Here is a 12,999-nt window from a genome sequence, read left to right as displayed (position 1 = left end):
TTAATTCAAAAAAAGATAGGCATTATGAGTATTTTAGAAAAGATACAAAATCAGAGAAGCAATTTGTCAGCCAATGGCATTAAAATTTTAGATTTTATACTAGAACAGCCTGCGGCAATCGGTGCCTACTCTAGCCAAGAATTGGCAAATAGAGTTCAAGTTTCTCAATCTAGCATCATTAAGCTAACGCAAAAATTGGGCTTTAAAGGATTCACTGCTTTTAAATTGGCCATAATTGAAGACATAGGAAGAAAGCACGCCATCCTCGAACCAGAAAAGCCAATCCACAATAAAATCCACAGTGATGATTCTTCATTAACAATGGCTCAAAAACTGGTTCAAGAAAAACACCACGCCTTAGTTGCTACCACCAACGCCATTGATTACCAAGAGTTTGAACACATTATCTCGTTATTAAACAATGCTAACCGAATTCAAATTATTGGTATTGGAGGATCCGCATTAACCGCAAAAGATCTGTCCTTTAAATTACTAAAGATTGGAATGACAGCGTTATCAGAACAAGACAGTCATGTCCAAATCGCTACCGCGAATACGCTATCAAACACAGATGTACAAATGGCAATAGAAAAAGGAGCGACGGTTATTGCCCTTACCTCTACGAAGAAAAGTCCATTAAGGAAAGTCGCAAGCTATTGTATTGATACCATTGCAGATGAACGTCAGTTTCGCAGTTCATCCATTTCATCTCGTACGGCACAAAACGTCATTACCGATTTAATTTTTATGACCTTATTTCAATTAAGAAGTGACAGTGCCAAATTGCTTATCGATAAAATCTCATCGACTATCGACAGCATTAGATAATCGAGAACAACATAAGGTGCTTTTCTCTAGCAAATAACATTAATTGCCTATGGATTTAGGCAACATGCCTCTCTGTAGTTTAGTATAATTCAGCTCCATAATAATTGCCCTGTTGGTAATTAAATAGACCGGTAATATAAAAATGAAAGACATCTTATTTTCTTTTCAAGGACGTATTAGTCGCAAGCAATTCTGGCTAGGTACATTATTCATGATCGTTCAATCATTAGTACTTTTTGGACTGTTATTAATGACATTTGATGTAGAAACTAAGTAAGCGTGCGGGGAACTACACCTTGTCTTTTACATTCCAAGGTAAAAGTGAATCGATATCTGGCGATCCAACACATAAACGATCTAGACAATACCTAATATAATCGTAAGGGATTAATCCGTTTGCCTTTGCTGTTTCTACAATGCTGTAAAGCATTGCACTTGAATCTGCACCAGCCGTTGAACCCGAAAATAACCAGTTTTTCCGGCCGATAACAAACGGTTTAACCGCTCGCTCTGCTCGATTGTTATCAATAGATAACAATCCATCATCAATATAACGAACTAATTTATCCCATTGATTTAATGTATAGCTAATCGCCTCACCTAATTTTGTTTTAGGTGATACTCGACTAACTGCGCTATCAAGCCAATCACGGAGCTCTTTAAGTAAATCGCGGGCTTCTGTCTGCCTAGCAACATACTTGGCTTCAGGGGAAGCCTCTTTTAATAACGATTCGATCCGGTATAGCTTTTGGATTTTACTCAATACCCAATCTGCACTCCCTGTTTTCCCTTTTACTTGAACACGTTGAGCCTCAATAAATCGTCGACGTGCGTGTGCCCAACAGCCAACTAAAATCGCTTCAGTTTGTTCATAACCTTGGTAACCATCGGTATGTAAATACCCGTTATAACCTTTTAAAAAGTTAACTGGATGGTAGCCATGCCTGCTAGATTGATAATCATAAAGTACAATTCCAGGCAAAACACCAGAGCCTGGAGAATCATAGCCAGAGCAGTAGACCCACATATAACATTTTGCTTTTTCAACATCCAACACATTTACCGTTGTTTCATCACAATGCAGAGTGGGTTGTTCAAGCAAAATACGATGTACTCGTTATTAAGAGGGGTAAATAGTACCGAGCATTTTATTAACCAATCCGCCATCGTTCGCCGTCCAATAATGATACCCCATTGCTGAAATAACGTTTCTTGACGATAAAGTGGAAGACTGTATTGAAATTTAGCCGTAATAATTTGAGCAAGTAAACTTGCGGTCGCAATCCCTTTAGGGATTGGTGACGCTGGCATTGGGGCTTGTTTAATGTCTACTGAAGTATTGTTTTTTTCACAATTTCGGCAAGCATATTTAGGACGAACATGTTGAATAACTTCCACTTTAGCTGGTACAAATTCCAACTTTTCACTGATGTCTTTACCCATCGCATGCATCTCTAGACCGCAACACTTACAAGTTTTATCTTTTATGTCGTGGATAATAACAGTACGCGGTAAGTCTTCAGGTAAGCGTTGGCGTTTTGGCTTTTGACGAGTGTAGGTAATCGTTTGTGTGTCATCATTTTCAATGATGATTTCTTCTTCTGTTTCATTGAATAAATCAAATTGAGTCGAGTCAGATTCACTGCTTTTACCAAAGCGCTGATGTTGAGCCAGCCGAAATTGCTCTAGAAGACGGTTATATTTATTTTCAAGCTGAAGCACAAGTGCTTTCAGCTCGTCAATGGTATCAGGAAGTGGTTTTATTTTATCAGTCATGTAGATGACTATATAACGATAATACAGGTAATCAATCGGTTGCCTCCTATTCTTGACTGAGAATCAACTATTTAAAGGGTTGTTTGATAATGTACCGGTTGATGTCCTAAGATATCAAAACCTTGTAATAGCAGTGTCAGTTGCTGCTCTGATAATGCTAACGTATCGTTATTTATATTTCGTGGCCATTTGAAGCGGTCTTCATCTAATCGCTTGTACCATAAAGCGAATCCTGTTTTATCCCAATACAATATTTTGAGTTTATCACGAGGCTTATTGCAAAATATAAATAGAGCATCACTAAACGGTGATAGTTGCATTTCTTGCTCAACAATCACGACAAGGCCATTAATGGCCTTGCGAAAATCGACAAAATCACGATGAAGATAAATGGTGGAAACATCAGTAAATACATTCATGATTGATACCCTTTTAATAAGAGTCCTATCCAGTGAGGTTCAGTATTAGCTGGCAATGTTAATCGCAATTTTCCGATAGAAAGTTGAATATCTGGTAATTGTGGAGTGGCGATGATAGTTGATGTTAACGCTTCTACTTTCAAGAAAGTAGAAGCGTTAATCTTTTGTTTCCATCGTGCTTTACGTGCACTAAATGTCTTTGGCAGAATATTATGGTTACGACAAAATTCAGCGGCACTAAGCTTGCTAGATTGCTGAGATTCAAATAGAGCGTGCCATTGCTCTGGTGTTCTCTTTTTATCTTTTTGCATAATTACGTTCTCGTTAAATGAAAGATCGTAAGATACGCATAATGAATTTTATTTGTTAGGTGTAGTTCCCCGCACGCTTACGCTTATAGCATCAAAAATACAGAGACAAAAAAGGCACGAACAATCTGAATAATATATTCATCGTTCATGCCTTCCAATTTCGAAATATTGGTGTTTTATGCCGTCGCTAGATCTCTAAACGCCATCAATAATTCTTTTTGCTTATCCGTTAGATTTGTCGGAGTCGCTACGATAATTTCTACCATTAGATCCCCTGTAATTCCTTTACGGCCTTTCACGCCTTTATCTTTCATTCGGAATTTACGACCACTTTGAGTACCTGCTGGCACTTTCAATTTAAAGCGGCTTTCTAACGTTTGGATCTCAACTTCACCACCAAGGGCTGCGGTTGCAAAATCCATTGTAACAGGGCAAATTAAATCGTTACCATCACGTTTTAAAATCTCATGAGGACGAGTATTAATTTGAATTAATAAATCCCCAGCCGGACCACCATTGGCTCCAGATTCGCCTTTACCAGAAAAGCGAATTTTCTCACCATCATCAATACCCGCAGGTACTTTGACGTTGATTTTTTTATTCTCGCCATTAATTGGTAATTCGATGACTTGCTCACACCCATTAATGGCATCCGCAAATTCAACTGTTAAGTTAAACTGACGATCTTGGCCTTTTTGTGGACGAGGACGACGTTGTTGAGAGAACATGTCTTCAAACCCACCACGACTGCGCCCGCCGCCGCCAAATGCACCACCAAAAATATCTTCAAATCCGCCGTAGCCTTGGCTCTGACCACCAAAGCCACCGCCACCTGAGCCACCATTTTGGAATGCAGCGTGACCATAATCATCGTATTGCCCGCGTTTATCGGCATCCGTTAAAATTTCATACGCTTCTTTGATTTCTTTGAACTTGTCTGCGGCTTGTGGATCACCCTGATTCTTATCTGGGTGGTATTTCATCGCAAGACGTTTGTACGCTTTTTTAATCTCTTTTTCTGTGCTGCTTTTAGAGACACCAAGGACTTCATAATAATCACGTTTAGACATGACTCAACCTCGTCAATGAATAGAAACAGGCGTCAGAGAGAGCTCAAACGCCTGTTATAAAATAATACTAATCAATGGAGTTTATGTCCTATCAGATTAAGGTCAAGATCTATCTCACATTATGCGGTAAGTTCTTGCCATTTATCTTCTTTACATTGCCAATTTCCACACAAAATCACTCTATTTAAGTATTAATAAATAGAATAATAATGACGTAAACGTAATATCTTTCTCACTGTAATCCCATTATAAAAAAATCGCAGCTTATTAATGGCTGCGATCTTTTTATTTTACGCTGTACTCACGATTATTTCTTTCCGGTAAGCATCTCTGGTTTTCGTATCCAATAAATCAGAGTTAAGCTACAACAGAGAATAATAATAGTTGCAGGTAATCCGCCTAAATTAGACAACTGTTTAACCCCATCGATACCAACCGTACTCACCATTATCCAAGCAACCAAACCAATGATCGTTCCCCAGAGCATCTTAATCGGTAATGACGTACCGTCTTCTGAATCGGAGTTGAACCCTTTAGTACAAAGATCACCAATCGCATCCGTACTCGAATCGGCCGCGGTTACGTAAGAAATAAAAGCAACTAAGACTAAGAAAAACGATGTTACTCCACCAAATGGTAATTGATGTACGATGTAATACAATAATTGCTCAATACCACCATTACTTAATATATCATTCAATCCACCGTTCGTTTCCGTATCCATGTGAACAGCGGTTCCAGAAAAAACCGAAACCCAAACAAGAATAAATAAACTAGGATAAATAACATTCATTTGGATAAACTCTTTTACGGTATAGCCTCGTGCAATTTTCCCCAAGAACATTGCGGTAATAGGCGCCCAAGCAAACCAAACCGCCCAATAGAACACACTCCAATATTGAGGCCAAGGGTCATTCGCAGCCTGTCCGGTAAATAAACTTAATCGGAAGAAGTTTTGTAAATAAGCACCTAGCCCTTCAACCCCGATAGATAAGATATATACGGTCGGTCCACAGATAAAAACAAACACAAGTAATGCAATAAGCATCCAAAAATTGGCCGCAGAAAGTCGAGCAATCCCCTTTGTTAACCCACTCGCAGCAGACACTAAAAAGGTTACAACAATCATGGCAATGAATATGCCTAAAGTAACGGCGTTTCTCTCAATATCTATAAACTGACTGACACCGCCAAGCATCGTTAACGCACCCGTACCTAATGACGATGCCATGCCCACAACCAGTGAATATAAAGCAAGCGCATCAATCACATCCGCAACTTTATCATTAATATAACGACCAAAGATTGGACGTAATGGGCTAGTAATAGAGAATGGTAATTTTAAATTATAAAAAGTCAGTGCGAAGATGAGAGCCGGAACCGCATAAATAGCGTAAGGCGTTGGTCCCCAATGTAAAAACATAGCAGAAAAAGCAAACAAGATTGCATTCGGACTGCCCGGCTCTATACCCAGACTTTCTGGTGGTGTATGTAAATGATAGATAGGTTCCGCAGTGGTCCAGAAAAGAACACCAACAGCTAATGTGGTACATAACACAATCATAAACCACCGTGGCTTACTGATGCGTGGAACACTGTTTTCTCCGCCAATACGGACGTCACTGATTTTAGAAAAATAGGTAATGACGATGAGAACTAAAAGATAAAAACTACCGAAACTAAATAACCAAGAGAACTTATCCAATACAAAGCTATTTGCGGCGCTTGTTAACGCAGTAAAACTTTTTAGATCCACAAGACTGAGAATCAGTGCTGCCACTAAAACTAAAAATGTAGGGAAAAACACCAAAGGGCGTATTGATTTTAACATGATTTCTTCCTTGAACGTGCTTACATAAAGTGACGCTTGATAGTTTCTGTAAACTGCTTTTCAAAAACGACATCATTGTCATAAAAAGCTTTCCAGTTTGCTGTGATATAAAAATAATCATGGTCACAAATCATTTCATAATGGCATTCAATCCCTGTCCACCACCCTTCACGTCCCATATCCACTTTCAATCGGATATCATTTTTGGCACTCAAAGGATCATCAGGATGAATGCTCAGTTCTTGATGAATAATAAAATCGATTTCACTTTGTGATGATTCATAAAATTGTCGTCCAAAATCCTCCATAGTTTCAAGCGTTACGACCCCGGTTTTGTAGTCCCGATGAGTCACCCGTTTACTGTCTGACGGTCTTAATATCTTACCGTTAAACGAAACGGTTTTATTGTGCTCTGGTACTGATTTTGAACATATTGGTTGAGCATTAACTGGCAAAGTAATCGAACTGTGTTGTGGGTAAACAGTCAGTGTTGCATTATCTGCTGTCGGCCAAATAAGAGGCCAGTAAGCGGTCGAAATCGCAATACGAATTTTATGCCCTTTAGGGATAACATACGCCATGTGATTTACTTTTATTTCAATGTCATACCTTTCATCAGGATTTAACGCTTGGGGAAACTCATGACTGTCTCTATGAGTCAAATTTAAAATACCATGGCTGACTTTTGTTACTTGCCCATTAGGATGTACATCAGAAATTCGAACAATCACACTCGCTTGAGGTTTATCACTCGACAAATTGAGATTAGCGAGCACTTGGCCTGCAATCGATACCTCTTGCTCTAATATCAGAGAATCAAACACCAATGATCCAGAGTCATCTATACGTTGATCCGCAGGATGCTCCATATCTAATCGAATGCCCGCGCAAAAGCGGCCACCATCAAGCCCAACCGTTTGTGGTGAGCAAATACTCATCGTATCCGATTCACTTGCCGTGGTTTTCAATCCACTATCCGATAGATGCCAAATTTGATATTGCGTATTGTCAGAGGGCCAATCAGGTTCCGATACCCACTTCCCTGGACGAGTGTCATAATCCGTTGCCGGCGTCACACTGTCTTGTAAATAATAATTGAGTTTAGGCTCATCCATAATTCCGTTATCGATACCTTTAAGCCAGCGATCCCACCAACGTACCGATTCTTTTACGTAATCCATTTTAGGATTAGGAAACGCGATATTGGGGTATTTATGCGCCCAAGGTCCCACTAACCCTTTTGTCGGAACATCAAGATTCTGAAGCAAAGTAAATACGGTATTACGATAACCATCAGCCCAGCCTCCCATTGCATATACTGGGATCTTAATATCAGAATATTTTTCACACACCGAACCGTGTTTCCAATAGTCATTACGTATTTGCTCTGTTAACCAAGGCTTGGCTAAAAAAGGCATATTTTCTAATCGCTCTAGCCAAATTTCTTTCCAGTTTTCCCCAACAAGCGCCTTGTCCGGCGAGCGACCTTGCGCGTAAGCCCAAAAAAACGCAGCCCAATCCATGTTGTCATTTAATAGACAGCCACCATTAAAATGAATGTCATCACGATAGCGGTCGTCCGTTGAACACTGGGTGATGATTGCTTTTAAAGCAGGTGGATTTAACGCGGCGACTTGTAAAGAATTAAAGCCACCCCACGAAATCCCCACCATACCAAGATTACCGTTACACCACGCTTGAGCAGCAATCCAAGTGATCACATCACAGCCATCTTGTAATTCTTGAGTGGAATACTCATCCGTCATGAAACCTTCAGATTCTCCACACCCTCTTAAATCGACTCGCACACAAGCATAACCTTGTGCAGCCGTTTGGGGCATGGTGATTTCATCACGGATGATTGTGCCGTCATTTTTTCGATAAGGAAGAAACTCTAAAATAGCAGGGACTGGGTTAGTGTGGGCATCTTCTGGCATCCAAGCTCGATAAGCAAGGCGAGTACCATCGGGTAACGTAAGATAATCATGGTGAATTTCTTTAACTGTATTCATGCGAACCTTAATAATAGAACTGATATCAACATCATAGAAGGCTAGCGTTGTGCGTAAACCGCTTTTTAGTTAACATATCCTTAACTAAAAGTTCAGAATAGGTGTCAGTCATGGCCATTAATCATAAAAATATTCCTTCTCTGAGTTGCCTAATTGTATTTGAAGCAGCTTCTAGGTTAGGAACGTTGACTAAAGCGGCTGATGAATTATGTGTCACCCCTACAGCGGTTAGTAAGCAAATAAAAAAGTTAGAAGCCTTTTTAAATACTCAGTTATTCACTCGCGGTAAACAAGGTGTAGAGCTAACCCCTAAAGGCGCACTTTATTTAAACAGTGTGATTGAAGCGTTAGAGATACTATCAAGTCAGCGCATACCAATGGATGATGAACATAACCCCCTCCCCCTAAATATAGAAATAGGAACGTGTTTTTCTCACTTTTGGTTGCTGCCTAAATTGGATGATTTTCGTAATAAATACCCCGAGATCACATTGAATTTAGTGATTAATAATGACAGGAACATTGGCGATAATGCGGATTATGATATGGCCTTTTTCTATTCATCTATGGATTCAATCAATAAAAATAATCATTTACTCTTTGCTGAGAAAGTCCTACTCGTATGCAGTCCCGATTTTCTAAAAAAACGACCTGAATGTACTGATTTATCTCAGCTTTGGCAGCAGCCTGTTATTATGCTGAAAGAGACCTTATCATTTTGGGAAGATTGGCAATCGTGGGCTGATGTGTATGGAATCGAATACCAACCGCCTCAAAATGTTATTCAAGTTGAGGATCAAGTTTCCGTTATTCAAGCCGCGGTTAATGATGCGGGAATTGCACTAGCTTGGGATTGGCATGTAAGGGAATTAATAGAACAAGGGAGGTTGGTTGCGTTAACCAAGCCGGTTGAATTTAACACGAATGCCTTCTTTTTATCGGTTTCAGAAGACAGTGATCATTTCGCTTCTCAACTCTTTGTAGATTGGATTATTTCTACTGAACGTGCCTATTTGAATTCATAAAAAAGCCCTAATAGACGTATTATTCCATTAAGGCTTTCGTTGTGTATGTTTGTTGTTCACATCAATTTACAAGAATCAGTTACGTAATGATTTCATCTGTAATTTAGAGAAAAATTCATCATCAATAATGAAATCAAAATGCGCTTTATTAATAAGAATTTCGGTTTTATAACCCGATTTATTGGCAGGGATCATATCGATACGAGTGGCAACATTGCGGCCATTAAACTCTTTAATATCATTCGTGCTCATCGTATTAACCAATTTATTAAACTCATCGTACGATTCGACTTTACGTTGAATAAACGTCTTTTGTGAAATCCATAAACGCACTTTGCTCAACATGATAGGGGCATCTGGTTTTGCAATGGCATCAATCACCCACGTTTTATCGCCGTCAATCACCTCTTCTTTGATGATTGTTTGATCATAGTCGGCCACTATCGATGATTGATTGCTCACATCATTAGTCGTAAAGTCCGATGCCAACCAAAATCGGTCTAATTTTGATGGCACAATTTTACTGACCTTCTCTGCTCTTGGATCCCAATTCCAAATCTCATTGTCACGTTTCAGAGACGCATTTCCCCGTTCTTCTGCGGGAGCGGTAACAAGCACTAAAGAAAGGTCTTTTCCTTTATTCCAACTTTTCATACTCAGACTTCGTGTCGAATCAGGACGGATGACGTTCATGGTCAATTCTATGTATCTTGACTCTCCTCGCATCTGCTTATCTGATTTTTCAACAATCGCCTTTGCTGACAGCGTTTCTGCAGCAAAAACATGCCCAACGACTCCAAAAAACGCAAAAAATAGAACAATTTTAATAACCAGTTTGATTTTATTTTTCATAATACACCTAGCCATGATGCTTAATTTATGAACTTATTTTAATCCGTTTTGACGAATAATTTCGTGACCTCTAAGACGAAACAACTCAAAGAAAAGTCAGAATAATGTCAAAAATTAAGGCATTGTGGCAATGAGACGTTCAATTAAAATAGCTAATGCTTTAGGTTGAAATTTTCGTTGTTTATACACCAAAAAAGATTGTCTTGGTGGGAACTTATGATCGGAAAATATTTCGATAAGATCCATCTCAGGCATGATCAAATGATAAGGTAATGTTGCAGCACCTAGCCCTTTCACCGTGGCATGAAGCACTTGACCAATATCATTCACTTGCAAACGAGGGTGAATGTGGATCTGCTTTAATGTTTGAGTTTGATCGGTATATGTCATGGTCTTTTGATCGTCTAATCGAATCCAATCAAGTTCTTCGATTTGAGCGACTTTATGCTTATCCCAATAAGACGTTGCGACAAAGACACCATGCTGAGCTAAGAATAGAGGGCGAGCAATCATGTCCTCTGCTCTGCTAATATCAAACGTAAGCACTAAGTCTCGGTCTGTTTTTGGTAACGCATCTTCGGCGCATAAATTAATTTCAATTGACGTTTGTGGGAACTCTAATAAAAAATCAGTAATTAATTCTCTAACGTAGAAATTGTAAAAACGATAAGGCAAAGACAATCGAATATTTCCAACAACCTCTTCAACCTGTTCACTCAATTGGTGGCAGTTACTTTCTAGTAGATTAAATTGGTCTTCTAATAACTGATAGTAATGTTGACCTGTTTGAGTCGGAACAAGCTCTCGACCTTTCTTCTCTAACAGTCGAACATTCAGCTTCTCTTCCATTAATGATAAACGGCGTGAGACGGTCGAAACGGGTAATCCCAATGCTTTTGCGGCTGCTTGTTGAGATCCCAGTTGCACTACTTTACAAAACAAAAACAGATCATCAATAGTTCCAAATATGGAATTCATACTTTTATATCTCGCTATTTTTCATCATTAATGAAATTAATATACTTAATCTCATTCAAACAATCACGATAACAATCAAAAATAGAGAGATGATGATGAGTAAAACACAATTCTGGGTATCTGGTACCATTTCAGCAATTAGAATGAGAGGAATAAGACCCAGACCGCACCATACTAGTGAGAATATCCCCTAATTAAAACCAACGCTTCACCTGATTGGCATACACTTTAAAGTCCTCACCAAACAATTTAACCAGCATTTTTTCTTCTGGTTCAATTTGAAAACGATTCATATAAAGAACAAAACCTAACGCACTCACTAAACCAAGTGGATGTTGGGTATAAGCAACACTACTCAACAAAGCCAGTAGTAGCCCAAGGTACATAGGATTACGAGTGTATTGATAAATACCAGAGCTCACTAATGAAGAACTGCTTTCTGGTTTAAGTGGATTAACCGTTGTTTTTGCCTCTCGAAATTCTTTTACTCCGCACAACGCAATTCCCCCACCTAAAGTAATCAAACTGAGAACAAGAACGTAGCTCAACCAAGGCAAGTAAAACAGGTTAAAAGGAGCAAGGTAGTCAAAAACGAACACAGTTGCCATAAACAACAACATGACTAACGGGGGCGGAACTCTCAGTTCTAATTTTGAGCGCATTTGTTCTCCTTTCACACGGTGATTCTCTGTCCATATAGATCCAGCGCTTACTTTAACAGTCAAGATTACAATGTCACTGGCCTTTTCTTAATTATTCAAGAAATATAGGTCAATAACGGCACAACGCTTAGTCTTAATCCTTCCTTCTCAAAATTCACCGTTCTATTTTCTAGCCCCTTTACCTCAAAAAAACTCAATAAAACAATATCTTTTTTATACTTTTTTTGTATAATTTATTGATAATAGTTATCAATCGTATTTAAGTGAAGTAAAAATGAATAATGAGAATTTAAAAAACTTACGTCTTAAAGATTTAGAAAAAATGATCAAATCACATCACTTTTGGCGATATTTAGTCGCAACTACCCTTGTTGTTTTTTGTATGGATTCATTATTACAACATCGTGATTATTTCGGATTCGTTGAATTTCGTCCCCTGTTTTTACTTATCACCTTCCCTTTGTTGTTCTTATCAATTAGAAATCATAATGATTCCGTTAAAACGGATGAAGAAAAGAGCAAGGATATAAAAAGATGGGAGATAAGAAATCTTGGCCGTTACGAATTCATTATTATTCTATTAATCATATTTCTCTTCGTTCCACTGACATTTTTTGGTCAATACACTGCTTTTGTGCATATATTTAAAGCGTCTTTAATTACCTTTGCGATTCAATGTCTTTTAAAGAAAAGCAATAACAAAGTGAATCAGAAATAATTCATCAATCTACGTACATTCCTCACTTTAAAAAAATGACTGCATTGTGATGTAAAACAATACCGTTATGGGTATTTATATGTTTATATATACATGAAGCTCTTATGCTAAGTCGTTATTTTTAAAGAAAAACCTTTATAATTAAAAGGTTAGAAAGGAAATTGATTATTATGTCATCTGATTTTTATGGCTCTAGTAGCACTTATGCCCGTCAAGAAAGTGGTTACCGTGAAAAAGCATTAAAACTATACCCTTGGGTTTGTGGTAATTGTGCTCGTGAATTTGTGTATTCAAACCTACGAGAATTAACGGTTCACCATAAAGATCACGACCACACCAACAATCCAAATGATGGCAGTAATTGGGAACTATTATGTTTGTTCTGCCATGATCACGAGCACTCTAAATACACAGAGCACGATCAATATGGCTCAGAGATTAAAGCAGGTGAAGATGATCACCAATCAGCAACACACAATCCGTTTGCGGCTTTAAAAGCGATGATGAAAAAGTAATT

13 protein-coding genes and 1 pseudogene are annotated in these 12,999 nt (G+C 38.5%); 5 read left to right on the top strand and 9 right to left on the bottom strand.

Annotated elements, in window-relative coordinates:
* The first annotated feature begins 24 nt into the window (after positions 1–24).
* Both VSAL_RS06805 and VSAL_RS23710 read left to right on the top strand, forming a co-directional pair.
* Positions 25–828 carry an XRE family transcriptional regulator gene (locus VSAL_RS06805; protein WP_012549984.1) on the top strand — a complete coding sequence of 268 codons (804 nt, stop codon included), beginning with the start codon at positions 25–27 and terminating at the stop codon, positions 826–828.
* A 142-nt stretch (positions 829–970) separates the two neighbouring features.
* On the top strand, positions 971–1,105 hold the full coding sequence (locus VSAL_RS23710; protein ID WP_129546031.1) for a DUF805 domain-containing protein: 135 nt from the start codon (positions 971–973) through the stop codon (positions 1,103–1,105).
* 12 nt (positions 1,106–1,117) lie between these two features.
* Here VSAL_RS23710 and VSAL_RS06800 read toward each other — a convergent pair.
* The 6 genes and pseudogenes from VSAL_RS06800 to VSAL_RS06775 all read right to left on the bottom strand — a co-directional run bounded on the left by VSAL_RS06800 (position 1,118) and on the right by VSAL_RS06775 (position 8,247).
* Positions 1,118–2,604, bottom strand: a pseudogene (locus tag VSAL_RS06800) (IS66-like element ISVsa2 family transposase).
* A 71-nt stretch (positions 2,605–2,675) separates the two neighbouring features.
* Complete coding sequence (tnpB, locus tag VSAL_RS06795) at positions 2,676–3,023, bottom strand: IS66 family insertion sequence element accessory protein TnpB (protein ID WP_012548924.1); 348 nt, start codon at positions 3,021–3,023, stop codon at positions 2,676–2,678.
* A complete protein-coding gene (tnpA, locus tag VSAL_RS06790) occupies positions 3,020–3,334 on the bottom strand; it encodes an IS66 family insertion sequence element accessory protein TnpA (protein WP_012548925.1) in 315 nt (104 codons plus the stop codon). Before tnpA ends, tnpB begins: the two co-directional genes overlap by 4 nt.
* Before the next feature lie 176 nt (positions 3,335–3,510).
* Positions 3,511–4,404, bottom strand: a complete 894-nt coding sequence (locus VSAL_RS06785; RefSeq protein ID WP_012549983.1) for a DnaJ C-terminal domain-containing protein — start codon at positions 4,402–4,404, stop codon at positions 3,511–3,513.
* 307 nt (positions 4,405–4,711) lie between these two features.
* Positions 4,712–6,235 carry a BCCT family transporter gene (locus VSAL_RS06780; RefSeq protein ID WP_012549982.1) on the bottom strand — a complete coding sequence of 508 codons (1,524 nt, stop codon included), beginning with the start codon at positions 6,233–6,235 and terminating at the stop codon, positions 4,712–4,714.
* A gap of 20 nt (positions 6,236–6,255) precedes the next feature.
* Positions 6,256–8,247 (bottom strand): CocE/NonD family hydrolase, encoded by a 1,992-nt coding sequence (locus tag VSAL_RS06775; protein ID WP_012549981.1) that lies wholly within the window; start codon positions 8,245–8,247, stop codon positions 6,256–6,258.
* A 110-nt stretch (positions 8,248–8,357) separates the two neighbouring features.
* On the opposite strand from VSAL_RS06775, the gene VSAL_RS06770 reads away from it, so the two are divergent.
* Positions 8,358–9,272, top strand: coding sequence for a LysR substrate-binding domain-containing protein (locus tag VSAL_RS06770; protein WP_012549980.1), 915 nt, complete (start codon positions 8,358–8,360; stop codon positions 9,270–9,272).
* A 75-nt stretch (positions 9,273–9,347) separates the two neighbouring features.
* Here VSAL_RS06770 and VSAL_RS06765 read toward each other — a convergent pair whose 3' ends face one another.
* The 3 genes from VSAL_RS06765 to VSAL_RS06755 all read right to left on the bottom strand — a co-directional run bounded on the left by VSAL_RS06765 (position 9,348) and on the right by VSAL_RS06755 (position 11,764).
* Positions 9,348–10,124: an outer membrane lipoprotein-sorting protein gene (locus VSAL_RS06765; protein ID WP_231850895.1), complete on the bottom strand. Its 777-nt coding sequence runs from the start codon at positions 10,122–10,124 to the stop codon at positions 9,348–9,350.
* Between the two features lie 114 nt (positions 10,125–10,238).
* Positions 10,239–11,102, bottom strand: a complete 864-nt coding sequence (locus VSAL_RS06760; protein WP_012549978.1) for a LysR family transcriptional regulator — start codon at positions 11,100–11,102, stop codon at positions 10,239–10,241.
* Positions 11,103–11,296: 194 nt separating this feature from the next.
* Positions 11,297–11,764: a methyltransferase family protein gene (locus VSAL_RS06755; protein ID WP_012549977.1), complete on the bottom strand. Its 468-nt coding sequence runs from the start codon at positions 11,762–11,764 to the stop codon at positions 11,297–11,299.
* 274 nt (positions 11,765–12,038) lie between these two features.
* Between VSAL_RS06755 and VSAL_RS06750 the strand changes: the two genes are divergently transcribed.
* Together VSAL_RS06750 and VSAL_RS06745 are read left to right on the top strand one after the other, a co-directional pair.
* Positions 12,039–12,482, top strand: a complete 444-nt coding sequence (locus VSAL_RS06750) for a hypothetical protein (protein ID WP_012549976.1) — start codon at positions 12,039–12,041, stop codon at positions 12,480–12,482.
* Between the two features lie 170 nt (positions 12,483–12,652).
* Positions 12,653–12,997 (top strand): YajD family HNH nuclease, encoded by a 345-nt coding sequence (locus VSAL_RS06745; protein ID WP_012549975.1) that lies wholly within the window; start codon positions 12,653–12,655, stop codon positions 12,995–12,997.
* The last annotated feature ends 2 nt before the right edge of the window (positions 12,998–12,999 follow it).

The sequence above is a fragment of the Aliivibrio salmonicida LFI1238 genome, from assembly GCF_000196495.1.
Classification (GTDB): domain Bacteria; phylum Pseudomonadota; class Gammaproteobacteria; order Enterobacterales; family Vibrionaceae; genus Aliivibrio; species Aliivibrio salmonicida.
The sequence above is the reverse complement of the archived record's forward strand: the minus strand, read 5'-3'. Positions and strand labels throughout refer to the sequence as shown.

Coding starts and splice junctions, on each gene's coding strand:
- VSAL_RS06750 (WP_012549976.1), top strand. CDS start 12,039: ATGAATAATGAGAATTTAAAAAACTTACGTCTTAAAGATTTAGAAAAA.
- tnpB (WP_012548924.1), bottom strand. CDS start 3,023: ATGAATGTATTTACTGATGTTTCCACCATTTATCTTCATCGTGATTTT.
- VSAL_RS06770 (WP_012549980.1), top strand. CDS start 8,358: ATGGCCATTAATCATAAAAATATTCCTTCTCTGAGTTGCCTAATTGTA.
- VSAL_RS06760 (WP_012549978.1), bottom strand. CDS start 11,102: ATGAATTCCATATTTGGAACTATTGATGATCTGTTTTTGTTTTGTAAA.
- VSAL_RS06785 (WP_012549983.1), bottom strand. CDS start 4,404: ATGTCTAAACGTGATTATTATGAAGTCCTTGGTGTCTCTAAAAGCAGC.
- VSAL_RS06775 (WP_012549981.1), bottom strand. CDS start 8,247: ATGAATACAGTTAAAGAAATTCACCATGATTATCTTACGTTACCCGAT.
- VSAL_RS06780 (WP_012549982.1), bottom strand. CDS start 6,235: ATGTTAAAATCAATACGCCCTTTGGTGTTTTTCCCTACATTTTTAGTT.
- VSAL_RS06805 (WP_012549984.1), top strand. CDS start 25: ATGAGTATTTTAGAAAAGATACAAAATCAGAGAAGCAATTTGTCAGCC.
- VSAL_RS06745 (WP_012549975.1), top strand. CDS start 12,653: ATGTCATCTGATTTTTATGGCTCTAGTAGCACTTATGCCCGTCAAGAA.
- tnpA (WP_012548925.1), bottom strand. CDS start 3,334: ATGCAAAAAGATAAAAAGAGAACACCAGAGCAATGGCACGCTCTATTT.
- VSAL_RS23710 (WP_129546031.1), top strand. CDS start 971: ATGAAAGACATCTTATTTTCTTTTCAAGGACGTATTAGTCGCAAGCAA.
- VSAL_RS06765 (WP_231850895.1), bottom strand. CDS start 10,124: ATGAAAAATAAAATCAAACTGGTTATTAAAATTGTTCTATTTTTTGCG.
- VSAL_RS06755 (WP_012549977.1), bottom strand. CDS start 11,764: ATGCGCTCAAAATTAGAACTGAGAGTTCCGCCCCCGTTAGTCATGTTG.